Annotated in this window: 19 protein-coding genes, 1 tRNA gene and 1 pseudogene; 16 read left to right on the top strand and 5 right to left on the bottom strand. The window is 42.2% G+C overall.

Features of this window, described 5'->3' with window-relative positions; translation table 11 throughout:
- Positions 1-907 precede the first annotated feature (907 nt).
- The 6 genes and pseudogenes from KQP93_RS12265 to KQP93_RS12240 form a co-directional block, all read left to right on the top strand.
- A pseudogene (locus tag KQP93_RS12265) lies at positions 908-2,500 on the top strand (HD-GYP domain-containing protein); the annotation flags it as partial.
- 122 nt (positions 2,501-2,622) lie between these two features.
- Positions 2,623-5,799 carry an HD domain-containing phosphohydrolase gene (locus KQP93_RS12260; protein WP_217874663.1) on the top strand — a complete coding sequence of 1,059 codons (3,177 nt, stop codon included), beginning with the start codon at positions 2,623-2,625 and terminating at the stop codon, positions 5,797-5,799.
- Between the two features lie 90 nt (positions 5,800-5,889).
- A complete protein-coding gene (locus KQP93_RS12255; RefSeq protein WP_303396559.1) occupies positions 5,890-6,459 on the top strand; it encodes an elongation factor P hydroxylase in 570 nt (189 codons plus the stop codon).
- A complete protein-coding gene (locus tag KQP93_RS12250) occupies positions 6,449-7,591 on the top strand; it encodes an ATP-NAD kinase family protein (protein WP_217874661.1) in 1,143 nt (380 codons plus the stop codon). Before KQP93_RS12255 ends, KQP93_RS12250 begins: the two co-directional genes overlap by 11 nt.
- 2 nt (positions 7,592-7,593) lie before the next feature.
- Positions 7,594-7,872 (top strand): YfcL family protein, encoded by a 279-nt coding sequence (locus KQP93_RS12245; RefSeq protein WP_217874660.1) that lies wholly within the window; start codon positions 7,594-7,596, stop codon positions 7,870-7,872.
- Positions 7,873-8,024: 152 nt separating this feature from the next.
- Positions 8,025-9,584, top strand: a complete 1,560-nt coding sequence (locus KQP93_RS12240; protein WP_217874659.1) for an AbgT family transporter — start codon at positions 8,025-8,027, stop codon at positions 9,582-9,584.
- A gap of 143 nt (positions 9,585-9,727) precedes the next feature.
- On the opposite strand, the gene KQP93_RS12235 is transcribed toward KQP93_RS12240, so the two are convergent.
- From KQP93_RS12235 to KQP93_RS12225, 3 genes are all read right to left on the bottom strand, one after another.
- Entirely contained in the window at positions 9,728-11,545 is a 1,818-nt protein-coding gene (locus KQP93_RS12235; protein WP_217874658.1) for a DEAD/DEAH box helicase, read from the bottom strand.
- A 147-nt stretch (positions 11,546-11,692) separates the two neighbouring features.
- Positions 11,693-11,956 (bottom strand): GrxA family glutaredoxin, encoded by a 264-nt coding sequence (locus KQP93_RS12230; RefSeq protein ID WP_054553185.1) that lies wholly within the window; start codon positions 11,954-11,956, stop codon positions 11,693-11,695.
- A gap of 118 nt (positions 11,957-12,074) precedes the next feature.
- Positions 12,075-12,533, bottom strand: coding sequence for a TlpA family protein disulfide reductase (locus KQP93_RS12225; RefSeq protein ID WP_248527758.1), 459 nt, complete (start codon positions 12,531-12,533; stop codon positions 12,075-12,077).
- Positions 12,534-12,863: 330 nt separating this feature from the next.
- On the opposite strand from KQP93_RS12225, the gene KQP93_RS12220 reads away from it, so the two are divergent.
- Positions 12,864-13,310: an Hsp20 family protein gene (locus KQP93_RS12220; RefSeq protein WP_054562102.1), complete on the top strand. Its 447-nt coding sequence runs from the start codon at positions 12,864-12,866 to the stop codon at positions 13,308-13,310.
- 63 nt (positions 13,311-13,373) lie between these two features.
- Here KQP93_RS12220 and KQP93_RS12215 read toward each other — a convergent pair whose 3' ends face one another.
- The gene (locus tag KQP93_RS12215) at positions 13,374-14,924 is read right to left on the bottom strand and encodes a cryptochrome/photolyase family protein (protein WP_254907672.1); all 1,551 of its coding nucleotides are present in this window, start codon (positions 14,922-14,924) and stop codon (positions 13,374-13,376) included.
- A 131-nt stretch (positions 14,925-15,055) separates the two neighbouring features.
- Between KQP93_RS12215 and KQP93_RS12210 the strand changes: the two genes are divergently transcribed.
- Positions 15,056-15,829 (top strand): DUF4124 domain-containing protein, encoded by a 774-nt coding sequence (locus KQP93_RS12210; protein WP_217874657.1) that lies wholly within the window; start codon positions 15,056-15,058, stop codon positions 15,827-15,829.
- On the opposite strand, the gene KQP93_RS12205 is transcribed toward KQP93_RS12210, so the two are convergent.
- A complete protein-coding gene (locus KQP93_RS12205; protein WP_217874656.1) occupies positions 15,824-16,285 on the bottom strand; it encodes a hypothetical protein in 462 nt (153 codons plus the stop codon). The two genes, KQP93_RS12210 and KQP93_RS12205, sit on opposite strands and share 6 nt — an antisense overlap.
- Before the next feature lie 244 nt (positions 16,286-16,529).
- Here KQP93_RS12205 and KQP93_RS12200 point away from each other — a divergent pair.
- The 8 genes from KQP93_RS12200 (at position 16,530) to pnp (ending at position 25,785) form a co-directional block, all read left to right on the top strand.
- Positions 16,530-16,606, top strand: a tRNA-Met gene (locus tag KQP93_RS12200).
- Between the two features lie 289 nt (positions 16,607-16,895).
- The gene (rimP, locus tag KQP93_RS12195; RefSeq protein WP_217874654.1) at positions 16,896-17,351 is read left to right on the top strand and encodes a ribosome maturation factor RimP; all 456 of its coding nucleotides are present in this window, start codon (positions 16,896-16,898) and stop codon (positions 17,349-17,351) included.
- Positions 17,352-17,389: 38 nt separating this feature from the next.
- Positions 17,390-18,889 (top strand): transcription termination factor NusA, encoded by a 1,500-nt coding sequence (gene nusA / locus KQP93_RS12190; RefSeq protein WP_217874652.1) that lies wholly within the window; start codon positions 17,390-17,392, stop codon positions 18,887-18,889.
- Positions 18,890-18,914: 25 nt separating this feature from the next.
- Entirely contained in the window at positions 18,915-21,572 is a 2,658-nt protein-coding gene (infB, locus tag KQP93_RS12185; RefSeq protein WP_217874651.1) for a translation initiation factor IF-2, read from the top strand.
- Positions 21,573-21,682: 110 nt separating this feature from the next.
- Positions 21,683-22,087, top strand: coding sequence for a 30S ribosome-binding factor RbfA (gene rbfA, locus KQP93_RS12180; protein ID WP_054553174.1), 405 nt, complete (start codon positions 21,683-21,685; stop codon positions 22,085-22,087).
- A complete protein-coding gene (truB, locus tag KQP93_RS12175; RefSeq protein WP_063706762.1) occupies positions 22,087-23,031 on the top strand; it encodes a tRNA pseudouridine(55) synthase TruB in 945 nt (314 codons plus the stop codon). Before rbfA ends, truB begins: the two co-directional genes overlap by 1 nt.
- Positions 23,032-23,141: 110 nt before the next feature.
- On the top strand, positions 23,142-23,411 hold the full coding sequence (rpsO, locus tag KQP93_RS12170; RefSeq protein WP_054553172.1) for a 30S ribosomal protein S15: 270 nt from the start codon (positions 23,142-23,144) through the stop codon (positions 23,409-23,411).
- 244 nt (positions 23,412-23,655) lie between these two features.
- Complete coding sequence (gene pnp, locus KQP93_RS12165) at positions 23,656-25,785, top strand: polyribonucleotide nucleotidyltransferase (protein WP_217874650.1); 2,130 nt, start codon at positions 23,656-23,658, stop codon at positions 25,783-25,785.
- The last annotated feature ends 2 nt before the right edge of the window (positions 25,786-25,787 follow it).

Genomic DNA, 25,787 nt, shown 5'->3' with positions numbered 1-25,787 from the left:
AATCTTTAATCATAGTATTTTCTTATAATCTAAATTATTAGCAAGCAAGGAGTCGCGAATGCTAACACGCCACGACAAAGGCTACAAAATTTCAATTAGATCCAGTGTTTTGCTGGTTTTTGCCCTTGCAAGTTTACTCACAGGCGTGGTGGCGATTAGTCTGCATTATTATTTTAGTGAAAAGCTGATACTGCAAACTAAATCTGAGCAATTTAAACAAACTAGCCAGCAAATAGCCGATCGTATCACACGAATCAACCAGCGTGCCGACAATACCTTAAGCGTTATGGTCCACGACACGCGACTCTTTTCGAATAGCCAAGATAATAAAGACATTTTACAGCATGTACTGCTCGAAATTTTAACGCGCCATCCAGACTTTTATTCACTCCTTCTTGGTCATGCTAATGGTGACTTACTACAGGTTATTAATTTAAAAGGCTATGCAAAGCTTCCTTCATCGTTCCAACTTGATGAAGACGATCATTGGTTGGTGTATCAAATATCTGGGCTGGGTAGCGAGCGTAAGCAAGTAACCACGTATTTAGATGAGTCGCTCACTGTTCGTAAAAGAGACACGCAAGCGACGGATTACGACCCGCGAACCCGTGTTTGGTTTCAGGATGCAACCAGTACTTCTGTAACTAAAACTGAGCAATATGTGTTTAACGTGTTTGAGGTGCCAGGTTACACCTATGCAATAAAGTCAGCAGATACCGGTGATGTACTAGCAATTGATATTGCCAGTGCAAGCTTGGATCATTTTTTAACCGCGCAACAGACTAAAATGCAGCATTTGGTCAAAAGTGAAATGTATGTTTATCGGGGTAATGGCCAAATTATTGCGAGCAGTAATAATCAAAGCCATCAGCATAGCTTTGCTGACTTATCTCAGTTGATTAAATTGGATGAACAGCAATCAGGGCTTGCAAATAAAACGCATCAATTTGGCAAAATGCTGAGTGTCCATGAAAGGGGCATAGAAAAGTACATGTTTGTGCTGCCACTGCCGCTAAGTAGCGATATGCAATCTGATGAAGTGGATTATTTCACCGTACTGGTATCTAAAGATGACGTGTTAGCGGTGATTAAAGAGAAAATACGTATTTCAATTTTAGTGACGGGCTTATTTTTACTCTTGCTGCTGCCCGTTTCTTGGTTTTTTGCCTCTTCAATTGTTAACCCGATCCTTAAATTAGTGGGTGAGAATAAAAAAATTCAACAGCGTGATTACAATGAGGTTTCAACGCTATCGAGCCATATTTTAGAAATTCACTATTTGGCCAGTTCGATGGTCGATATGAGTCGCTCCATTGAGCAACATGAAAACTCACAAAAAGCGCTGATGGAGTCCTTTGTCGAGCTTATTGCGCAAGCCATTGATGATAAATCACCTTACACGGCAGGGCATTGTGAGCGGGTGCCAGAGCTTGGTATTTGGCTTGCAGATGCAGCATCTGGTTCAACTGATGAGGCGTTTTCTGAGTTCAGCTTTAAAACCCCTGATGAGCGACGCGAGTTTCGTTTAGCGGCGTGGTTGCACGATTGCGGTAAAATCACCACACCAGAGCATATTGTTGATAAAGGCACTAAGCTAGAAACCATTTATAACCGTATTCATGAAGTACGCACCCGATTTGAAGTACTGCTACGAGATGCAAAAATTGCGTACTATGAGCAACTATTAGCACATCCAGAGCAGCATTCGGTGCTTAAGCAAAAGCTTGAGCAACAAACTGAAAAGTTACATGCAGACTTTAGCTTTATTGCCGCCTGTAATGTTGGTGGTGAGTTTATGGATGAAGCGCAGCTGTCTCGTTTACATGAGGTCGCTAGCATCAAGTGGCAGCGCCATTTTGACGCAAGTTTAGGTTTATCGCCCCTTGAAGAAATGCGTATGGCTGATTTGAAGAATCAGCATTTACCTGTCGAAGAGTCACTGCTAAGTGACAAAGCAAGTGATTTAATTCCACACGAAAAAGCCGTTGAGTACCCAGACAGTTTGGGCATTAATATGCCGATTCCTGAGTATAAATATAACCTTGGCGAAGTGTATAACTTGTCGGTGGCGCGGGGCACGTTAACAGCGGAAGACCGATTTAAAATTAATGAGCATGTGATCAGCACGATTCGTATGCTTGGTAGTGTGCCATTCCCGAAAGAATTAGCGAAAGTTCCGCGTTATGCATCAACCCACCACGAAACCTTAAAAGGCACCGGTTATCCACGAAAGTTAACCGCTGAGCAGTTATCAATACCTGAACGTGTGTTAGTACTTGCTGATATCTTCGAAGCATTAACCGCGGCCGATAGACCTTATAAAAAAGCTAAACCTTTGAGTGTTGCTATTGATATTTTAGCGAAAATGGTCGATGACGATCACATTGACCGTGATGTATTTGAGCTCTTTTTAACTTCAGGCATTTACCTAAAATATGCAAATCAGTTTTTACATCAGTCGCAAATCGATTCGGTCGATATTCAAAAATATCTAAGATAATTATTTGCTTATGCTTTAGGCTAATATTGCAGTGTTTTTGTTTGTAATACAAAGTTATTGGTGTATACATATTATACAAGCTAATATTATTTACGAACAAAGCATTGCAAGGAGATGCATAAGTGCTGCTATCTGCTTTTCAAAAACTCAAACAAAAAATTCGTTTTTCGATTCGTCTTACCGTTGTCGCGGTGTTCGTATTAGCCACCTCATTAACAGCCCTGATTGCAATTAGCCTGCAATATTATTTCAGTGAAAAAATGGCTCTAGAAGCCAGTGTTAAAAACTTTAATTTAGCCACCGGCTCCGTTGCTGATTACCTTACTGGGGTGAATGAAAAGTCAGAAAACACATTAAGTGTGATGGTACAAAACAGCAGCCTTATCAGCGCCGACAGCGCAGATAAAAGTGAACTGAGAGATGTCATGAGTGAAATCATGCAGCTCAATCCATTGTTTTATGCTTTATATGTCGGCTATGAAAATGGTGACTTTTATGAATTAATTAATTTAGAAAGTAGTGAAATTGTTCGCCAGCAGTTGAAAGCCATCGAAGCGGATCGTTGGGTAGTGATCCATATTAGCGGTGAAGGGGCGGAGCGTGTTCAGCACACTCATTACTTTGATCAGAAATTTAATTTGCGTATCTCTCAAACAAAGAGTACCCGCTATGATCCGCGAGAGCGTTTGTGGTTTAAGCAAGCAAACTCGACCCGAGTCAATAAAACCAAGCCATATTTTTTCACTCACCTGCAGGCGCCCGGGCAAACCTATTCGATAAAGTCGGCAAGAGAAAACAGTGTATTGGCGTTAGACGTGAGCCTGTCGAGCATTTCTGAGTATTTAAGTAAACAGCAAAGTAAAATGAGCAGCCAGTATTTAAGTGAGCTGTATATTTACAATAAAGAAGGTGAAATTGTTGCCTCTAACCAACAAAAAAATAGCTTACTATTGCCAAAGCTTGAAAAGCTAGCTCTTACTGAAGATCAGCAAAGTGTATTGGCGAAGTACCCTTATTTAAGTGTTTCTAACGAAACCAATTGGCCACCAATGGACTTTAGTGTTGGCGGAAACCCAAAAGGCTATAGCATTGATTATATTAATGGTTTGGCTGAGTTACTGGGAATTAAGGTGACTTTTATCAATGGTTTTACTTGGGCTGAGTTTTTAACGCAATTTGCAAAAGATGAAATAGATATTATTCAGCCTATTTTTAAAACGCCTACCAATGAGCCGCTTGGTCTTATGAGCGAAACTATGGCGACCTTACCGTTCAGTATCATTACAGCAAAAGGGTCCACACCAGTTGTTAGCATGAAGCAGTTAGCGGGCAAACAGTTGGCAATAGGCGAAGGCTGGTCGGTGATTAAAGTGATCAAAGAGCACTTTCCCGACATCGATATTGTTGAGCTACCAAGTACAAAAGCGGTGCTTGATGCAGTAAGCCAAGGGCGCGTCTATGCTGGTTTAGATAACGAGGCGGTATTCAAGTACACCCAAAAGCAGTTTTTTATCGATGGTATTCAGTACAATCAGCTTGATAGTTATAGCCACGATCTACTTCCCGATACCCTGCATTTATTGTTTCATCCAGAGGATGCAGCGCTTAAAGACTTAATCGATATGGCAATCACTCAATTGCCTAATTCGTACATTGCGGCACTCGAACGTAAATGGTTAGGGAGCGATCCCAATCAGCAATCACAAGTGATTGGTACCGTGCCATATCCTGAGTTTTTAAGTTTAATCACAGATAAAACAAACTTTGCCCATTTACGTTTGATGACCTTAAATGGCATTGAAAAATATGTGTATATCACTCCGCTTTCAGAAGGGGGCAGTAATAGTGATTACTTAGCGATAGTGGTGCCGAAAGAAGGCGTTTTGAGCTCTACCCGTGAAAAAATTAAGCTCTCTATTTTTATCACTGCCGCATGCTTAATTATGGTATTGCCGGTGTCATGGTTTTTTGCCTCACCCATCGTTGCACCTATTAAGACCTTAGAGGGCGAAAACTTAAAGATAAAGCGCCGTCAGTTTGACCAAGTTTCAACGTTAAAGAGCAGTATTAAAGAAATCAATAATCTGGCCAGCTCTATGGTGCAAATGAGTCAATCTATTCAGCAGCATGAGCAAAAGCAAAAAGCCTTAATGGAATCATTTATTGAGCTTATTGCACAGGCTATCGATGATAAATCGCCTTATACTGCAGGGCACTGCGAGCGAGTGCCTGAACTGGGTATTATGCTGGCCAAAGCGGCCTCAAACTCAAACGAACACGCTTTTAAAGAGTTTGCCTTTAAAAATAAAGACGAGCTAAGAGAATTTAGCCTCGCAGCTTGGTTACATGACTGCGGTAAAATCACCACCCCAGAGCATATCGTCGACAAAGGCACGAAGTTAGAAACCATTTATAATCGTATCCACGAAGTGCGTACACGTTTTGAAGTACTATGGCGAGATGCAGAAATCGCTTATTTAAAAGCGTTACAAACCTCACCAGAAAAGCAACCTGAGCTTGAAGCCGAGCTTGGCAAATGCCAAGCACAATTGCGCAGTGATTTTTCGTTTATCGCAGCGTGCAATGTGGGTGGCGAATTTATGGATGAAGCAAGCCTTAAGCGTTTAGAGGCGCTCAGTAACATAACGTGGCAGCGACATTTTGACGATAAGATAGGTCTTTCGCCAGTTGAAGAGCTGCGAGTTCACAGCAATGATGAGCAACTGCCTGTTACTGAAAAGCTACTTTCAGATAAGCCTGAACACCTGATCACCCACGATAAACCCATTGAGTATGACGAGCGCTTAGGCATTAAAGTAAGCATTCCTGAGTACAAATATAATCTTGGTGAGCTGTATAACTTAAAAATTCAGCGCGGTACGTTAACAAACGAAGATCGCTTTAAAATTAATGAGCATATTATTAGTACCATTAGAATGCTCGATAATGTGCCGTTCCCTGAAGAGTTAACACGTGTGCCACGTTATGCTTCAACCCATCACGAAACACTCAAAGGCACCGGTTATCCACGAAAGTTAACCGCTGAGCAGTTATCAATACCTGAACGTGTGTTAGTACTGGCTGATATCTTCGAAGCATTAACCGCGGCCGATAGACCTTATAAAAAAGCCAAGCCACTCAGTGTTGCCATTGATATTTTAGCGAAGATGGTAGCCGATCAGCATGTTGATCAAGATGTGTTCAAATTATTTTTAACATCAGGTATTTACCTTGAATATGCAAAACGCTATTTGAACCCAGAGCAAATCGATGATGTTGATATCGCAAAATACCTGTAACTGAGGGCGGTTGCTTTTACTTTAGAGTGAAAAGTCCGTACAATTCGCCTCGTTTTTAGTGACGCTTTTAACGAGATGAATTCAAGCCGTATGCATCAGATTGCTGACTTAATCGCTATTTTTGAAAGCACTTTTTATCAAAGCCATAACACGCGTTTGATAAAAGGTGAAGATGAACCTATTTACCTGCCTGCTGATGAGCAAACGCCTTATCACCAAATTGTGTTTGCCCACGGTTTTTATGCCAGTGCTTTACACGAAATTGCCCATTGGCTGGTGGCTGGTGAGGCGCGTCGGTTAAAAGAAGATTATGGTTATTGGTATTGCCCAGATGGTCGTGATAAGCACCAGCAAGCTGAATTTGAAGCAGTTGAAGTAAAGCCCCAAGCTATTGAATGGGCGCTCAGTACTGCAGCAGGTTTCGATTTTAATGTATCGGTTGATAATCTAAATGGCGAGCAAACCTGTCGATTCGATTTTCAAGCGCGAGTTCACCAGCAAGTGTTGAGCTTTTTAGCATCTGGCTTTAATCAGCGCACGTCAGCACTTCTTAAAGCATTGAGTGATTTTTATAAAACCCCATGGCCACTAACGGCTGCACAGTTTACGTGGCAGCGCGATTTTCATGGCAACCCAGGAGCTTTATCTGATGCAGTTTAAATTAGGTTTGATTGTTAATCCGGTTGCCGGCTTAGGTGGCAGTGTCGCACTAAAAGGCAGTGATGGAGCAGATACCGCAGCAAAAGCAATGCAACTTGGTGCTGTGCCAAAAGCAAACTTACGCACCCGAGCGGCACTTGAAGTGCTGCTTGCCCATCAAGATGACTTAATCATTTACACTGTAAACGGTGAAATGGGCGAGCAAACGGCAAAGCAACTAGGCTTTCAAAGCCAAGTGATTTACCAAACAAACGATATCACCACCCCAGGTGACACAGAGCAGGCTGCCAAGCTATTAGTTGAGCAAGGTGTCGACCTTATTTTATTTGCTGGTGGCGATGGCACTGCCCGCAATATTTGCCATGCGGTTGGCGATAGCACTCCTGTATTAGGTATTCCTGCTGGCTGTAAAATCCATTCTGGGGTTTATGCTATTACCCCAAAAGCAGCTGGGCGTGTTGTTGAGATGCTCGTTAAAGGTGAACTTGTAAGCCTTGGCGATGCCGATGTAATGGATATCGACGAACAGGCATTTCGCGAGGGCACGGTAAAAGCTAAGCGCTATGGTGAAATGCAAGTGCCTAGTGAAGTACGTTATGTACAGGCAGTTAAAAATGGCGGTAAAGAAACCGATGAATTAGTGCTTGCCGATATTGCTGCCTATGTTGTTAGTGAAATGGATGAAGACTGCTTATATGTGATGGGCAGTGGTTCAACGGTCGCGGCAATTATGGAAGAGATGGGCCTTGAGAATACCTTGCTGGGTGTAGACTTAGTGGCAGACCAAGAGCTTATCGCGCAGGATTTAACTGCTCAGCAATTACTTGAACTCACACAAGGTAAAGAAACCAAATTGGTGATCACCTTAATTGGTGGCCAAGGCCATATATTCGGCCGAGGTAATCAGCAATTAAGCCCTGCATTAATCCGTGCGGTTGGTCGTGATAACATTATTGTGGTAGCCACTAAAACTAAATTACAGGCCTTAAATGGCCGACCACTGATTGCCGATACGGGTGACAGTGAGTTAGACGATGAATTAAGTGGTTATATTCGTGTAACCACAGGTTTCAATGACCATATTATGTATGCAGTGGGTCATCAAGATGGGCTGCACCCAGAGGAGAAGTAACAATGAGTTTAGTAAGTTATATTGATGCAGCGCAGCAATATTTTGATGATTTAGTCGATAAAGCAACTGACGACGAGCTATTTGCTGGTGGTTATTTACGTGGTCACTTTGACTTAGCTGTAGGCTATGCACAAGTAGAAGAATTAAACTTATCGATTGATGAGCTTAATAATCAAGTTGAATCTAGCCTAGTTAAAGCTTATCGCAACGGTGAGTTAAACGAAGAAGATAAAGAGCTAGTTGTGCGCCTATGGGATGAAGTCAAAACACTCGCAGCCTAATCTAATTAATTAAATAAAATTCTGTAAAGCGGCCTGTGTCGCTTTTTTTACATAATCATTTTACCTTTATCAGGTAATTCTATTAACTTAAAATTTACCTTAGTAGTTAGATACGTTAAGGTTAACGAGATATTTTTCCAAGGAATTTGAAAATGAATAACAATAATGATGTGCAGGCACCAAGTGGTGCAATCGCGCGTTTTCTAAATACCATAGAAAGGGTGGGTAACAAGCTGCCTGATCCGGCGATTATCTTTTTAGTCGCTATGCTACTTATTTGGTTTTTATCTTGGCTTTTCTCGGGCACTACATTTGATGCAATCGACCCGCGAACTGGCGAAGCCATCGTTGTAAATAACCTATTAGCAGGGGACTCCCTTGCTACCTTCTTGTCTTCGATGGTGAAAACCTTCACTGGCTTTGCGCCACTTGGTGTAGTGCTGGTTGCTATGTTGGGTGTTGGTGTTGCTGAGCACTCTGGCTTTATCAATACCGGCCTAAAATTAATGTTAAAAGTAACGCCTAAGCAGCTTTTAACACCGTCTATTATTTTAGTGGCGATTGTCAGCCATACCGCCACTGATGCCGGTTATGTATTAGTGATCCCACTTGCTGGGGTTATCTTCTATGCGATGGGGCGTCATCCGCTTGCTGGTATTGCCGCAGCGTTTGCTGGGGTAAGTGGTGGCTTTAGCGCAAACTTTATTCCATCAGGCATTGATCCGTTACTGCAAAGCTTTACCCAAAGTGCGGCGCAAATTATTAATCCAGATATGGCGATTAACCCGCTTAATAACTGGTTTTTCACCTCGGCTTCGAGCTTATTTATTATCTTATTAGGCTGGTATATCACAGATAAAATCATCGAGCCGCGTTTACAAAACACGCCACTTGATGGAGATACTGAAGACTTACCTGCATTTGATGAAGCGCGCAGTGATGAAAAGCGTGCGTTCTATATTGCAAGCACAGTGATGATTGCTGGCCTTGCTTTACTTTGGTTTGTTTCGGCCCCGGCAGATTCAGCAATGCGAAGTAGTGATGGCTCGCTAACTAATTTCCGCTCGCCGTTAATGCAATCAATTGTGCCACTTATCTTCTTACTGTTTTGGATCCCTGGTGCCGTCTACGGTTTTACCGTGGGTACCTTTAAAAGCTCTAAAGATATGATCGATGCAATGAGTAAAGCGATGAGCGGTATGGCTTACTATATTGTTATGGCGTTCTTCTGTGCGTTATTTATTGCTGCATTTAGTAAATCAAACCTAGGCGCATTACTTGCGATTGAAGGTGCAGAGCTGTTAAAAGCAATGGCACTGCCAAGCTCAGTCACTGTGGTAGGTATTATCTTTTTAACGGCGTTTGTGAACCTATTTGTCGGCTCAAGTTCAGCAAAATGGGCGCTATTAGGGCCAATCTTTGTACCCATGCTGATGCAACTGGGTATTTCACCTGATTTAACGCAAGCTGCGTACCGTGTAGGTGACTCAAGTTCGAATATCATCACGCCACTAATGCCATACTTCCCACTGGTTGTTGTGTACTGCCAAAAGTATGTTAAAGGCACAGGTATCGGCACCTTAATTGCGATGATGTTACCGTATTCAATCGCCTTCTTAATCGGTTGGAGTATCTTCTTACTCGCGTACTGGGGCTTAGGCATTCCACTTGGCCTACAATCAAGCTACGCATACCCAGCCATGGGTTCATAACGATTAAAGTAACAAAGCCTCAGCAATCCAGCTTGAGGCTTTAAAAAACTGAAGTCTGATAGTTGACGGCTGACAGCTTTACTACAGACACAAAAAAACCTTGTCACTCTCATGACAAGGTTTTTTATTGCTTACAGCTTCGATTAGTTCGAAGTGAAGCTCACTGGACGACGCTCTTTACGAGGGCCACCACGTTTTTCGCCACGGTCTTTGAAGTTACGCTTCTTATCACCACGGTCACCGCTTGGGCGCTCAGAGCGAGGAGCCGCAGGACCTTGATCTTGCGTTAGCGTCATATTCATAGGACGTTTACAGATAAATACCTTTTGGAAGTGATCAAGCACATCTTTTGGCATGTCCTGTGGTAACTGTACTGTACTGTGACTGTCATGTAAGCGGATATCACCAATGAATTTGCTTGAGATATCAGCTTCGTTAGCAATCGCACCAACGATATTTTTAACTTGTACACCGTGCTCACGACCTACTTCGATACGATAAGTATCCATAGGGCCCATGCTGCGGCTATTGCGCTCACGCGGCTCACGTGGTTTACGCTCGCGTGCAGAACGCTCACCACCACGATCACCACGTTCGTTGCGACGACGGTCGCCACGATCGCTTCGTTCGCCACGCGGTTGAACTTTAACTTCTTCAACCTTGATTGGTGATTGTTGCTGCGCTAAACAAAGTAACGCACCTGCTAAGTCTTCAGTACTTAACTCAAGTTTTTCTGCCATGTTAGCAGCAACTTGATTGAAGAAAGTGATGTCTTTGTTTTCAAGAGCAATCGTTAGTTTGTCTTGAAGCGCTTTAATACGCTTTTCTTCAACGACTTTTGCAGTTGGCAAATCAACTTGTGCGATATCAGATTTCGTATGACGAATGATATTTTTAAGTAAATAACGCTCGTTATGTTTTACGAAAAGAATCGCTTTACCAGTACGACCCGCACGACCAGTACGACCAATACGGTGAACGTAGGCTTCTGAATCTTGTGGGATATCGTAGTTGATAACTAAGCTTAAACGGTCTACATCAAGACCACGTGCAGCAACGTCTGTTGCAATAACGATATCAACTAGGCCGTTTTTCAAACGATCTACTGTGCGTTCACGTGCTTGTTGGTTCATGTCACCATTAAGTGGTGCCGCAGAGAAACCTTCGCGCTCAAGTAATTCAGCTAACTGTACCGTGTCGTTACGTGTACGTACGAAAACAATTGCGCCATCGTATTGTTCAGCTTCTAAGAAGCGAACGATTGCTTTGTTTTTGTGTACGTGCGCATTCCAAAATACTTGCTCAACAGTTGATACCGTTGAGTTACGCGCAGAGATATGAACTTGCTCAGGCTCATTCATATATTTGCTGCTGATATTTTGAATTTGCTTAGGCATGGTCGCAGAGAAAAGACATGTTTGCTTTTCACGTGGCGTTTTCTCCATGATGCTTTCTACATCATCAATGAAGCCCATGCGTAACATTTCGTCTGCTTCATCAAGAACAAGGGCTTGTAAGCTCTCAAACTTGATTGTGCCACGGTTAATGTGGTCAATTAAGCGACCTGGCGTTGCAACAATGATTTGCGCGCCACGACGAAGTGCACTTAGTTGGATGCTATAGCTTTGGCCACCATAAAGGGCTAAAACTTCAACACCACGAGTATGCTTAGCATATTGTTCGAATGCCTCAGCTACTTGGATCGCAAGTTCACGCGTAGGCGTTAAAACAAGGATCTGTGGCTGCTTCACAGACGGGTCAATATTATTTAGTAACGGCAGTGCAAATGCTGCTGTTTTACCTGTACCCGTTTGCGCTAGTCCCAGTACGTCCTTTCTTTCTAGCAATAACGGTATACATTGAGCTTGGATTTCAGATGGAGTCTTGTAACCCAACTCTTCAACTGCTTTAAGGATTGCAGGAGAAAGATTTAGAGATTCAAACGTGACTGGTTCTGACATTAATACGCCTCAACGAATTTAAAGAGGCGCGCATTGTATAGGAAATACAAGGCAATTGCTTGTATAAATTACAACTAATTTGTATGTGGTTGATGTTGGTCATAATTTAATCAGTTTAAATTTACCAAAATCAACCATGTTTACAATTTATTGATATAACCCTAAATTTTCTTTAGCGTACGCTTCGAATTCAGTGAAGCCACCAATGTGAGCTTGGTCAATAAAAATCTGTGGTACGGTTGGGCAAGGTTTACCTGCAGACTGTTCTAAATCTGCTTTGCTGATGCCTTCTTTAATGATATCGATATAACGGTATTTAAAATCGTCACGCTCATTTGCTAGTTTTTCTGCAACGTCTTTTGCACGAACACAGTATGGGCAGCCTTCACGGCCAAAAATTACAGTTAACATATCGCTCTCCTCGATGTGAATGTGTTTATCTGGTTATCATCTTAACGAATTAAATGAATAAAAACAGCGCATAAAATCGATTGCACTATTCTGTTTTTTCTCAATAAAAGCGATTGAGCTAATCAAGTGTGCGCATCCTGAGCCCAAGTTCTGTTGAGTAACCCATAGAATGCGCAGTAATAGCCAACTGCTCATCAATAACATAATAAGTTGGGTAGGCACTGATTTTATAATCTTGACCCGTACTTTTACTGCCAAGTAACACCGGCATCGTTAATTCGAGTGAATCGGTAAACTGTTTAACTTCAGCAATGTTTTGGTAATCGAGGGCAATTGCTATGGCATTCAACTTACCTTGCTGATGAGCCTTTTCTAAATTTGGCATACTGTAGCGACAAATTGAGCACCAAGGCGCAAAGAAATACACCACTGTTTGTTTTCCTTGTAATTGTGCAATGGTCATCCGCTCTGTCGGGTCTTTTAGCGTGGCTAAATTAAAATAGGGGGCAGGAGTTTTATCTGTTGAGAGTAAATTACGTTGCTGAAATGCGGTCACGGCATACACAACGACCGCCATTAACACGACATTTTTTAGCACACTGATAAATTTTTTTAAAAAAGTTGGATTTTTTTTCATTGTTATTTTGTACGCGGTTAGCCCTTTAAAATCAACTTATTCAGACCCGTTAGAGGGTGTTTAAATTTCAATTAATTTAAAAAAACTGCACTTTTTTTTGCTAAAAATCTTGAAAAGATTTTACCCGCCCATAAATAGTTTAGTGAGGACGCCTGATGGGTCCCAAACAAACTAAAGTAATTGAAATATATAAATATTAATTTAACTTTGTTAGCGCTGGTTCAATAGAAGAGTACTAACAAAATATCGCTTAAATATGAGGATATAATTATGCGTACAGTAGACTTATCACCACTTTATCGTTCATTCATCGGTTTCGATCATTTAGCATCATTAATGGATGCGGCAGCTCGCACAGATAAGCAGCCAAGTTTTCCTCCGTACAACATCGAAGCACTCGATAAAGACAAATATCGTATCACTATGGCTGTAGCCGGTTTTAGTGACAGTGAATTGACCATTGAGTCAGAAAACAACACATTGAAAGTCAGCGGTACTAAAGCTGATAAACAAGATAATGCTGAACGTAAGTTCATTCACCAAGGCATTGCAGAGCGTAACTTTGAGCGTAAGTTCCAATTAGGTGACCACGTTAAAGTGCTTGGCGCAGACCTTGAAAATGGCTTACTAAGTATCGATTTAGAGCGTGAAATTCCAGAAGCTTTAAAGCCACGTAAAATTGAAATCGGTAATGGTAAATTACTCGAAAACAAGTAATACCCTACAGCATTGTTTCCCCTAGTTAGTTTTGCCGCCTCATTTGAGGCGGCTTTTTTATTGTTAAAGCTTTTCTAAATTATCCAAGCACCAGTTAGCACGTTTGAGAGTGGCTTGCTGAACTGACTCATCTTGCTTATACCAGTTGTTATAAATCATACCGATACGTGGGTTTTGCGATAGCTGTTGTTCGTGCTCTAACATAAAATACCAATACAGGCTGTTGAATGGGCAAGCATCCTCAGTGGCTTTTTCTTTAATGTTATAACTACAGTGTTTGCAGTAATCACTCATTTTGTTGATGTAATTACCACTGGCAGCATAGGGTTTAGTGGCAATTAATCCCCCGTCAGCAAATTGGCTCATTCCCCGAGTGTTGGGCATTTCTACCCATTCTATGGCGTCGATATAAATACCAAGGTACCAGTCATCTACTTCACTTGGCTCAATAGCGGTTAATAAGCAAAAGTTACCTGTGATCATCAAACGTTGTATGTGGTGTGCATAAGCCGTTTGCAGACTTTGTGTAATGGCATGGTGCATACAATTCATGTTTGTTTTGCCATGCCAAAAATAGTCGGGCAGGGCACGCTTGGCATTTAAGGCATTTTTGCTGGCGTAATCAGGCATGTTTTGCCAATAAATACCTCGTACATACTCACGCCAGCCGAGAATCTGCCGAATAAAACCTTCGACTTGCGCAATATCAATAGGTTGCTTATCAAAGCTAGTTAACACTTGCTCGATGACCTGCATCGGGTGCAGCATTTTCGTATTAAGAGCAAACGATAAGCGGCTGTGGTACAAAGACCATTGGTGCTGGGACTGGCATGTCATGGCATCTTGAAACTGACCAAAATGAACCAGTAAGTGGTCACAGAAAAAATCGAGTAACTGCTTTGCTTCAGAGCGAGTAGTTGGCCAAATTAACGTATCGCTGCATTCACCGAAGGTGTTTACTTTGTGCTTTTCTATCCGTTTAAGGATTTGACTAACATCATGACCAAAACACAAAGGTTCTGGGATTTCTTTAAGATCGCTCGGTTTTAACTTGTTTCTATTTTGCTGATCAAAATTCCATTTGCCACCACGAGGTTGGTTATCATCGTCCATTAAAATATTAAAACGTTTGCGCATAGCACGATAAAAAAACTCCATTTTCACCGGCTTATTTGGCTTAAAGTGCTGGTCAATATCATTAAAAGGTAGTAGAAAGTGTTCCGAATCAACTGCATTGACATTAAATTCGCTCTGCTGTGAAAAGTCTGCAAGTTGCTTTTTAAGGCGGTATTCGTCTGGGTATTGATACTCAATATTTTGACACTGATAATGCTTAGCTAACCGAGTGAGTAGCTCTGGAAGTGAGTCATCACCTTGTGTGTCATCGAGTGTCATATGCAGGCAGTTTAAATTTGCTTTTGTCAGTGCATTAGCAAAGTTTTCCATTGCAGCAAAGAAGGCGACCACTTTTTGTAGGTGATGTTTTACATAGTCGGTTTCTTGTTTTAATTCGGCGATGACATAAAGTGTGTCTGGTTGTGATTTATCTTTAAACCAGCTGTGGCTTGCATTGAGTTGATCGCCAAAAATAAATCTTAGGGTGGTATATTGCACTTCTAATAACCTTTGCAGCAACAAGTAATCTAGGTAATTACGAAGCAATCACAAAGATAGATCGATAAAGATGGTCTATAAAAGGTACATTAGTGGCATTTTTAATGAGTCATTACTAAGGAAGGGTCGAGATGAAAATTAGCTTACATTTACTATTTATAAGCCTGTTAGTTTGCCCTTTGGCCCACAGCACTGTTTACCACTGTGAAAAAAACGGTGTTGCTGAATTTAGCCAACAGCCCTGTGGCAAAGATGCAAAGTTGATTACTGTAAAAGAGCAAAACCCACACCTTTCGAGCGCGTCAGATAACGCAGCACAAGCATCAGCAGGTCAAGATACCGCTGAGATTGATCGTTATATTCGTTTAAAGCAAATTGATGCGCAAATAGCAGAACATAACAATAAAATTGACACATTCAAGCTCAAAATGGACAGGGAAATAGTGGCTTTATCTGAGCAATCAGATGCTCAGCTGCGTAACTTGGTGGGGGCTAAAAAACAAGCTGCAATCGCCAAGCAAATGACCGCGGTATCTGAGCGTTACGGCGTACTTATCGACAATGAGCAGCGCAGTATTGATAGACTCACGGCTGAAAAATACACTTTAACATCATCTGCTAATACGGTTGCTAATAATGAGGTTGCTAGTTTTATTCGCTCAAAACAAATTATGCGTAAAATTTCAGAGCATGAAAATAAAATTGATACCTATCAAAGTGAGTTAAACATGCAAATGTCAGAGCTTGAGCAACAACTAAGTAGCCGCCCTCGTAATTTGGCTGATGCGAATAGCGATAACGCACTAGCTGACAAAATGACAGCTTTAACGAGTCGTTTTAACACCTTAATCGCCATTGAACAAAAACAAATAGATAGGCTCAACAGCGAATTGACCAAGCTATGAGCTTAAGCGTGCAGGGCAATAGGCGCTAAACGACACTACATTTGAATAAGCGAACAAGTAACTCTTTACGATATTGGCAAATATTCTCGTCGCTTGCAGCCAAGCTTGATGTAATTGCGTGCTAATGTGATGAATATACGATTTGCGAGTATCAATAAAGGCTTCGCAAAGGGTATCGATATCCTCAAATGACACGTTTAAAAAGCTTAGATTATTCGCTAAATAATGAATAAATGGCGTGACTTGCTGTAAGTCATCGAGGTGGCTTACTACTTTGTTGAGCGCACAGTAAAGAATATAGCTGCGCTTAGTTATGCTTTCTTGCTCAGGAACTGTCATGGTTAATTGACGAGAATTAAGGCTGTGATGATATGCGCTCGTAAACTGGTGAAAATCCGGTTTTAGCAATTCAATATCTTGTAGTAACAGTCTTTTTTGAAATGAAGATAGACTCATAGTAAATCGCTTAATAGCCAAAGCTATAGGTTGTTCTTATTATATGACTAAATATAGACGAGAATTTTCGATTATGGGAAATTTTATGACAAGGCTGTCATAAAAATTTTAGGCAAAAAATAGTCTAACTAATTCATGTAGGAAGGTTGCTAATTGAGCGCTACATGCTTATAATAGCCGCCATTGAATTGAGGTGTTAAGCACTCGATTAAATGATATTAAGTTACTTTTTAATATCTATTGGCGCGGGATGGAGCAGCCTGGTAGCTCGTCGGGCTCATAACCCGAAGGTCGTCGGTTCAAATCCGGCTCCCGCAACCAAATACATGCTAAGGCATTGTAAGTGTACTTAGTATGCACAGTAATTTTTACTGTATGAAGTCGCGCATTCTGGTAATGCGCGTTTTGCGTTTAGGCTATCTAGTTTAATTTAGTCAGGTGACTGACTCGCAACCAAGCTTGGCCCTAGGCCACACAGTTTTATGCTTTAGGTGTGACGCCCCGCTTGGTTCGGGGCGTTGTTGTATCTGCTTGGCGGTGATTTTAAATCATTATTAAACTCAGTATTTCAGGGCTATATGCCCTTTTTTTGTTTGTATGGAGGATTTTCGTGACAAAACTTGAGCAAGATTTATTAGCCATGCTCTCACCGGCCGTTGAAATGTTAGGCTTTGAGTTACATGGTCTTGAGTTTGTGCAAGCTGGTCGCCACTCTACATTACGTGTTTATATCGATCACGATGCAGGGATTACGGTTGACAATTGTGCCGACGTTAGTCGTCAAGTTAGCGCAATTTTAGACGTCGAAGACCCAATTACAAATGAATATGATTTGGAAGTTTCGTCTCCTGGTGTTGATCGTCCATTATTCAAACAAGATCACTACGAGAAGGCGCAAGGAGAAGAAGTACGCGTGCGTACTAAGCTTCCGCAAGATGGTCGTCGTAACTTTAAAGGCGATTTAGTATCAGTTAGCAGTGATATGATCACACTTTCAGCAGATGGCGCTGAGCATATGATTATGCTTAGTAACATTGAACGTGCGAACATCATCGCAAAGTTTTAATTCGAGTGCGAAGGAATAGGGCAAGCGAGGCATAACCCATGGCAAAAGAAATATTATTGGTTGCTGAAGCCGTCTCTAATGAGAAAGCGGTTCCAAAAGAAAAGATTTTTGAAGCGTTAGAGTTCGCATTAGCGACTGCAACAAAGAAAAAACACGATGGCGAAATCGAAGTTCGCGTATCAATCGATCGTAAAACTGGTGATTACGACACATTCCGTCGTTGGAAGATTGCTGAAGTTCTTGAAGATGGTTCTTTAGAAAACCCTTACAGCGAAATCACACTTGAAGCGGCACAGGTTGAAGACGAAAGCCTACAATTAGGTGACTACGTTGAAGAACAAATCGAGTCAATCAAGTTTGACCGTATTACAACACAAATGGCTAAGCAAGTTATCGTACAAAAAGTACGTGAAGCTGAGCGTGCATTAGTTGTTGAGGAATACAAAGATCAACAAGGCGAATTAGTAACTGGTGTTGTTAAAAAAGCAACCCGTGACGCTATCGTACTTGACCTTGGTAACAATGCTGAAGCGGTTATTTACCGTGATGATATGTTACCGCGTGAAAACTTCCGTCCAGGTGACCGTATCCGTGGTCTTCTTTACGAAGTTAAGCCTGAAGCACGTGGCGCGCAGTTATTTGTAACGCGTTCTAAGCCAGAAATGCTAATGGAACTTTTCCGCATTGAGGTGCCAGAGATTGGCGAAGAGATGATTGAACTACGTGCAGCTGCACGTGATCCAGGTTCTCGTGCAAAAATCGCGGTAAAATCTAACGACAAACGTATCGACCCTGTAGGTGCGTGTGTTGGTATGCGTGGTGCACGTGTACAAGCTGTTTCAACTGAGCTTGGTGGTGAGCGTGTTGATATCGTTCTTTACGATGACAACCCAGCGCAATTCGTTATCAATGCAATGGCGCCAGCAGAAGTTGCGTCAATCGTAATGGACGAAGATACACATTCAATGGATATCGCTGTTGAAGCGGATAACCTAGCACAAGCAATCGGTCGTAATGGTCAAAACGTTCGTCTTGCTAGCCAGTTAACTGGTTGGGAATTAAACGTAATGACAGTTGATGACATGCGTGAAAAGAACGAAGCTGAATCAGATAAGCTAATCAACTTATTCACTGAATACCTAGATATTGATGATGAGTTTGCAACATTACTTATCAACGAAGGTTTCTCAACGCTTGAAGAAGTGGCTTATGTACCTGCATCAGAATTCTTAGAAATCGACGGTTTAGATGAAGAAACAGTTGATATCTTACGTTCACGTGCAAAAGACGCATTAACAACTAAAGCGCTTAAAACTGAAGAAAGCCTAGAAGGTGCAGAACCTGCAGAAGACCTACTAGCGCTTGAAGGCTTAGAGCGTCACCTTGCATTTGTTATGGCAAGTAAAGGTGTAGTAACACTTGAAGACTTAGCTGAACAAGGCATTGATGAGTTAGTAGACATCACTGAACTTTCAGAAGAAGAAGCTGGTAAGCTAATTATGGCTGCGCGTAACATTTGTTGGTTCGCAGACGAGTAATTTATTAACGGAGGTATTACACACTATGGCAGAAGTAAATGTTGAAAAACTAGCCGGAGATATTGGTACAACTGTTGATAAATTACTACAGCAGCTAGAACAAGCCGGTATTTCTAAAAAAGCAGGTGATATGGTAACTGAGTCTGAAAAGTCGACGTTATTAGATCACCTAAGCAAGCAGCACGGCGGCACGGGCTCAGAAGGCCCAGCTCGCATGACTTTGCAACGTAAAAGCAAAAGTACGCTAAGCGTAACTGGCTCTACAGGTAAAGCGAAGTCTGTGCAAGTTGAAGTACGTAAAACACGTACTTACGTTAAGAAAAGCGCCATTGAGCAACAGCAAGAAGAAGAGCGTTTAGCTGCAGAAGAAGCTGCACGTAAAGCAGCAGAGCTTAAAGCCCAGCAAGAAGCTGAGGAGCTTAAAGCGAAACAAGAGGCAGAGCGCAAAGCGAAAGAAGAAGCTGAGCGTAAAGCCAAAGAAGAGGCTAAACGTAAAGCTGAAGCTGAGCGTAAAGCGAAACAGAAGCAGATGACCCCAGAGCAAAGTGCTAAGTCTGAACAAGATCGCGCCGAAGCTGAGCGTCTGCAAAAAGAAGCAGAAGAGGCCGCATTGAGAAAAGCTGAAGAAGAAGCGAAACGTCAAGCAGAAGAGGCAAGAAAGCTAGCTGAAGAAAATGAAGCTCGCTGGAAGAAGGAAGAAGAAGAGCGTAAGCAGCGCGAAGAAAGCGCTGATCACCACCTTACGACTTCAACTTACGCACGTGAAGCAGAAGATGAATCTGATGCACGTGAAGAGAATAGCGCTCGTCGTAAGAAAAAGAAAAAAGGACCTCAAAAAGATAAACAGGCTGCCGGTCCTAAAGGTAAGAAAGGCAAGCTTAAAGCACCAACGTCTTTACAACATGGTTTCCAAAAACCAACAGCTGACGTGAAAAACGAAGTTCGTATCAGTGAAACTATCACTGTTGCTGAGCTTGCATCACGCATGGCAGTTAAAGGTGCTGAAGTTGTTAAAACGATGATGAAGATGGGTGACATGGTTACCATCAACCAAGTGATTGACCAAGAAACAGCACAACTTGTTGCTGAAGAAATGGGTCACAAGGTTATTATCGTTAAAGAAAACGAATTAGAAGAGAAAGTTCTAAACGACCGTAGCGAAGAAGGTACAGCTATTCCTCGTGCACCGGTTGTAACAGTAATGGGTCACGTTGACCACGGTAAAACGTCAACACTTGACTACATTCGTTCTGCAAAAGTTGCTTCAGGTGAGGCCGGTGGTATTACTCAGCACATTGGTGCATACCACGTTGAAACGAATGGCAACATGATTACTTTCTTAGATACTCCAGGCCACGCCGCGTTTACATCAATGCGTGCACGTGGTGCTAAAGCAACGGATATCGTAATCCTAGTCGTTGCTGCGGATGATGGTGTAATGCCACAGACTAAAGAAGCGGTTCAGCACGCGCGTGCTGCAGGCGTTCCTTTAATCATCGCAGTAAACAAAATGGATAAAGAAGGCATCGACCCAGATCGCGTTAAGAACGAGCTAGCACAATTAGACGTTATTCCAGAAGAGTGGGGTGGTGAAACACAGTTTGTACACATCTCTGCGAAAACTGGTTTAGGTATTGATGACCTACTTGAAGCGGTATTAATGCAAGCTGAGCTACTTGAGCTAACTGCGCCAGCTGAAGGTATGGCTGCGGGTGTTGTAATTGAATCGCGTCTTGATAAAGGTCGTGGTCCAGTTGCGTCAATCCTAGTTCAGTCTGGTACGCTTAACCAAGGTGATATCGTACTATGTGGTCTTGAATATGGCCGTGTACGTGCGATGAAAGATGAGAACGGTAAAGACATTAAGTCTGCGGGTCCGTCTATCCCAGTTGAGATTTTAGGTCTATCTGGTATCCCAGCTGCTGGTGATGAAGCAACAGTAGTTAAAGATGAGCGTAAAGCGCGTGAAGTAGCACTTTACCGTCAAGGTAAGTTCCGTGAAGTGAAGCTTGCTCGTCAACAAAAAGCGAAGCTTGAAAACATGTTTACGAACATGGCTGAAGGCGATGTATCAGAAGTTAACATCGTTCTTAAAGCTGACGTACAAGGTTCAATTGAAGCAATCGCTGATTCATTAACTAAGCTTTCTACTGATGAAGTTAAAGTGAAGATTGTTGGTTCAGGTGTAGGTGGTATCACTGAAACTGATGCAACGCTTGCAGCGGCGTCAAACGCAATCGTTGTTGGCTTTAACGTACGTGCTGATGCATCAGCTCGTAAAGTGATTGAGTCAGAAAACCTAGACTTACGTTACTACAGCGTAATCTACAGCCTGATTGAAGAAGTTAAACAAGCGATGTCAGGTATGCTTGCACCAGAATTCAAGCAAGAGATCATTGGTCTTGCCGAAGTTCGTGACGTGTTCAAGTCACCTAAGATTGGTGCAATCGCAGGTTGTATGGTTACTGAAGGTATCGTTAAGCGTAGCGCACCTATCCGTGTACTTCGTGATAACGTGGTTATCTATGAAGGTGAACTTGAGTCACTACGTCGCTTTAAAGACGACGTTGCTGATGTTCGTAACGGTATGGAATGTGGTATCGGCGTTAAGAACTACAACGATGTTAAAGTTGGCGACCAAATCGAGGTATTCGAGACGGTTGAAGTACAACGTTCACTTTAATTTCGTTTAAGTTATTGCTTTAAATGGGGGCCTAGCCCCCATTTGTGTATTCGTAATTAAATTAACTTATTCTTTAACATCAATAAGTTATTATTTTAGAGTGAAATAAAATGAGAGAATTTTCTCGCACTGATCGTGTTGCACAGCAAATTCAAAAAGAGATTGCTGTTATTCTTCAACGCGAAATCAAAGATCCACGCTTAGGCATGGTGACAGTGTCTGCGGTTGAGGTATCTCGCGACTTATCTTACGCAAAAGTATTTATCACAGTGTTCAATACGGATGATGAAGATAAAGCCAAACAAAGCGCTAAAATCTTAAATGAAGCAACGGGTTATATTCGTTCTTTATTAGGTAAACGCATTCGTGCGCGCATCATGCCAGAGTTACGTTTTGTGATCGATAACTCGCTTATGGAAGGTATGCGTATTTCAAACTTGGTTGACTCAGTTATTCGTGAAGACAATGCCAAGCATGTAGACGAAGATGACAGCGAAGAAGGCACTAAAGACTAATGGCTAGACGCAGTAAAGGTCGTGCTATTGACGGCATCTTATTACTAAATAAGCCGCAAGGTATTTCATCAAACAAAGCATTGCAGCAAGCAAAAGGAATTTACTTTGCTCAAAAAGCAGGCCACACCGGTGCGCTTGATCCGCTCGCGACGGGTATGCTGCCTATTTGTTTTGGTGAAGCGACTAAGTTTACCCAGTTCTTGCTTGATACTGACAAAACCTATGTTGTACGCGCCAAACTTGGTGAGCGAACCACGACCTCTGATTCAGATGGTGAAGTGGTTGAAACGCGAGAAGTATCGGTCACCCGTGAACAATTAGCTGAGCAAATTGCCAGTTTTTTAGGTGAGTCGGATCAATATCCTTCGATGTACTCTGCGCTTAAATATCAAGGTCAACCTTTGTATAAATATGCCCGCGAAGGTATTGAAGTGCCGCGTAAGTGTCGAAAAATTAATGTATTTAGTTTAACGCTTGATGAGTTTGATGAAGCTAATAACGAAGTACAAATGACGGCACACGTGTCTAAAGGCACTTATATTCGTACTATTGTTGACGACTTAGGTGAAAAGCTTGGCTGTGGTGCGCATGTCATCATGTTACATCGCAGTGCAGTTGGCCATTATCCAAGTGAAAAAATGGTCACTCTTGAGCAACTTGAAGAAAAGCTACAGCAAGCAAAAGCAGACGATGTTGCGCCTTCAAGCTACCTCGATGAGCTCTTACTGCCAATGGATACTGCTTTGGTTGATTTACCTGTGATTGAGATAACTCAAGAGCAGGGCGTGGCATTTAGCCATGGTCAAACAGTTGTGATTGGTAAGCCTGTACCAGATGGTGTGGTAAAAGTAATGGCTGATGGGGTGTTCATTGGTACTGGTGAGCGTCATAAAGATGGTCACTTAAAATCAAAGCGTGGCTTATCAAATCAACTGCCTGAGTAAAGATTACCTTGTAGTTATTAGCAAAGCTGGGTAGAATACGCCCCGCTCAATCGTTTTGGCTGAATTAGTGATCGGCTAAAACACAATTTAAATTAATTTTTGGAGTTACTATGTCACTAAGCAATCAAGAAAAAGTTGAAATCATCGCTAAATTTGCACGCGCTGAAGGCGACACTGGTTCACCTGAAGTACAAGTTGCACTTCTAACTTTCGATATCAACAAGCTTCAAGGTCACTTTGCTAGCCACAAGCACGACTTCCACTCACGTCGTGGTCTTCTTCGCAAAGTAAGCCAACGCCGTAAACTGCTTGACTACCTTAAAGGTAAAGACATTGCACGTTACACTGCGTTAATCCAAGAGCTTGGCCTACGTCGCTAAGAACTAGATTACGAGAAAAGGGGCTATTTAGCCCCTTTTTTTGTGCGCGTATGAAAGGTATACTAGCGCACATCTTAGTAGGTGAATCTGCTAAGTGATTGAAAAAACATCATTGCCAATTGTAGTACTTAATTAATTTTTATTAAGTTTAATTAAGTACTGTAATTGGTACTTTGATGGACTATATTTTTACCAATTCGGAGCTCTGCTCTGAGTTGCTTTTACATTTAAAGGATATTTTTAAGTGCAAGCAATTATTAAAGAATTTCAACTAGGTCAACACACTGTGACTCTAGAAACTGGTGCTATCGCTCGTCAAGCTGACGGCGCAGTACTAGCAAGCATTGGCGATACTTCAGTATTAGTTACTGTTGTAGGCAAGCGCGATGCACAACCAGGTCAAGACTTCTTCCCACTAACAGTTAACTACCAAGAGCGTATGTACGCTGCGGGTCGTATCCCAGGTGGTTTCCTTAAGCGTGAAGGTCGTCCTAACGATGGCGAAACACTTATCGCTCGTCTAATCGACCGCCCAATCCGTCCACTTTTCCCAGACGGTTTCGTAAACGAAGTACAAGTAATCGCGACAGTTGTTTCTGTTAACCCAGAAATCCAACCTGACATGGTTGCTATGATTGGTACTTCAGCAGCACTTGCTATCTCTGGTATTCCATTCAATGGTCCTATCGGTGCATCACGTGTTGGTTTCATCAACGGTGAATACGTACTTAACCCAACACTCGCTGAGCTTGAAGAAAGCCAGTTAGATCTAGTTGTTGCTGGTACTGATAACGCAGTACTTATGGTTGAATCAGAAGCTGAAACACTATCTGAAGACGTAATGTTAGGTGCGGTTGTTTATGGTCATGAGCAATCTCAGGCTATCATCAACGCAATCAACGAGTTCAAAGCTGAAGCAGGTAAACCAGCTTGGGATTGGACTGCTCCAGAGAAAAACCTAACACTTGCTGAGAAAATCTCTGCAATTGCTGCTGATAAAGTAGGTGAAGCATACCGCATCACTGACAAAGTAGCCCGTAAAGAAGCTCTTGGTGCAGCGAAAGAAGAAGTTGTTGCTACATTAACTGCTGAACTTGCTGAAGGCGAAGCTCTAGATACTCAAGAAGTTGGTAAACTATTCGGTTCTTTAGAAAAAGAAATCGTTCGTGGCCGTATCATTGCTGGTGAAAAACGTATCGATGGTCGTGAACCAGATATGATCCGTGCATTAGACGTAATGACAGGTGTTTTACCGCGTACTCACGGTTCTGCAATCTTCACTCGTGGTGAGACGCAAGCACTTGTGACTGCAACGCTTGGTACAGAACGTGATTCACAGTTAATCGATGATTTAACTGGTACTAACAAAAATCACTTTATGCTTCACTACAACTTCCCTCCGTTCTGCGTAGGTGAAACTGGCTTTGTAGGTTCTCCAAAGCGTCGTGAAATTGGTCACGGTAACCTAGCTAAGCGTGGTATTGCAGCAGTATTACCAACGTTAACTGACTTCCCATACTCAATCCGTGTTGTTTCAGAAATCACTGAATCAAACGGTTCATCGTCTATGGCATCAGTATGTGGTACGTCACTAGCACTTATGAATGCAGGTGTACCAATTAAAGCATCAGTTGCTGGTATCGCGATGGGTCTAGTTAAAGAGGGCGAAGATTTCGTTGTTCTTTCAGACATCTTAGGTGATGAAGATCACTTAGGTGACATGGACTTTAAAGTAGCGGGTACTTCAAACGGTATCACTGCACTACAAATGGATATCAAGATCGAAGGTATCACTAAAGAAATCATGCAAATCGCTCTTAAACAAGCGAAAGCAGCACGTCTACACATCTTAGGTGTTATGGACGAAGCGATTGCAGCACCTTCTGAAGAGCTATCTCAATTCGCACCACGCATTTACACTATGCAAATCCCTGCGAAGAAAATTGCTGAAGTTATCGGTAAAGGTGGCGCAACTATCCGTCAACTTACTGAAGAAACTGGCACAACGATTGAAATCGAAGATGACGGTACAATCAAGATCGCTGCAACTGACGGCATCAGCGCAAACGATGCAATCAAGCGTATCGAGCAATTAACTGCTGAACTAGAAGTAGGTACTATCTACACTGGTAAAGTTGTACGTATCGTTGATTTTGGTGCGTTCGTTAACATCCTTCCGGGTAAAGACGGTCTAGTGCACATTTCACAAATCAGCACAGAGCGTGTTAACAACGTAACTGACCACCTAAGCGAAGGCCAAGAAGTTAAAGTTAAAGTTCTTGAAGTAGATCGCCAAGGTCGTGTACGTCTAAGCATCAAAGAAGCTATGGAACCAGCTGCTGAAGAAAAAGCAGAAGAGTCTAAAGACGCTTAATG

Origin of the sequence: Pseudoalteromonas shioyasakiensis (genome assembly GCF_019134595.1) — a bacterium.
Lineage (GTDB): Bacteria > Pseudomonadota > Gammaproteobacteria > Enterobacterales > Alteromonadaceae > Pseudoalteromonas > Pseudoalteromonas shioyasakiensis_A.
The sequence above is the reverse complement of the archived record's forward strand: the minus strand, read 5'-3'. Positions and strand labels throughout refer to the sequence as shown.

What these genes read in the sequence shown, in the direction of transcription:
- KQP93_RS12255 (WP_303396559.1), top strand. Translation starts at nt 5,890, where the DNA reads ATGCATCAGATTGCTGACTTAATCGCTATTTTTGAAAGCACTTTTTAT.
- KQP93_RS12250 (WP_217874661.1), top strand. Translation starts at nt 6,449, where the DNA reads ATGCAGTTTAAATTAGGTTTGATTGTTAATCCGGTTGCCGGCTTAGGT.
- KQP93_RS12245 (WP_217874660.1), top strand. Translation starts at nt 7,594, where the DNA reads ATGAGTTTAGTAAGTTATATTGATGCAGCGCAGCAATATTTTGATGAT.
- KQP93_RS12240 (WP_217874659.1), top strand. Translation starts at nt 8,025, where the DNA reads ATGAATAACAATAATGATGTGCAGGCACCAAGTGGTGCAATCGCGCGT.
- KQP93_RS12235 (WP_217874658.1), bottom strand. Translation starts at nt 11,545, where the DNA reads ATGTCAGAACCAGTCACGTTTGAATCTCTAAATCTTTCTCCTGCAATC.
- KQP93_RS12230 (WP_054553185.1), bottom strand. Translation starts at nt 11,956, where the DNA reads ATGTTAACTGTAATTTTTGGCCGTGAAGGCTGCCCATACTGTGTTCGT.
- KQP93_RS12225 (WP_248527758.1), bottom strand. Translation starts at nt 12,533, where the DNA reads ATGGCGGTCGTTGTGTATGCCGTGACCGCATTTCAGCAACGTAATTTA.
- KQP93_RS12220 (WP_054562102.1), top strand. Translation starts at nt 12,864, where the DNA reads ATGCGTACAGTAGACTTATCACCACTTTATCGTTCATTCATCGGTTTC.
- KQP93_RS12210 (WP_217874657.1), top strand. Translation starts at nt 15,056, where the DNA reads ATGAAAATTAGCTTACATTTACTATTTATAAGCCTGTTAGTTTGCCCT.
- KQP93_RS12205 (WP_217874656.1), bottom strand. Translation starts at nt 16,285, where the DNA reads ATGAGTCTATCTTCATTTCAAAAAAGACTGTTACTACAAGATATTGAA.
- nusA (WP_217874652.1), top strand. Translation starts at nt 17,390, where the DNA reads ATGGCAAAAGAAATATTATTGGTTGCTGAAGCCGTCTCTAATGAGAAA.
- infB (WP_217874651.1), top strand. Translation starts at nt 18,915, where the DNA reads ATGGCAGAAGTAAATGTTGAAAAACTAGCCGGAGATATTGGTACAACT.
- rbfA (WP_054553174.1), top strand. Translation starts at nt 21,683, where the DNA reads ATGAGAGAATTTTCTCGCACTGATCGTGTTGCACAGCAAATTCAAAAA.
- truB (WP_063706762.1), top strand. Translation starts at nt 22,087, where the DNA reads ATGGCTAGACGCAGTAAAGGTCGTGCTATTGACGGCATCTTATTACTA.
- rpsO (WP_054553172.1), top strand. Translation starts at nt 23,142, where the DNA reads ATGTCACTAAGCAATCAAGAAAAAGTTGAAATCATCGCTAAATTTGCA.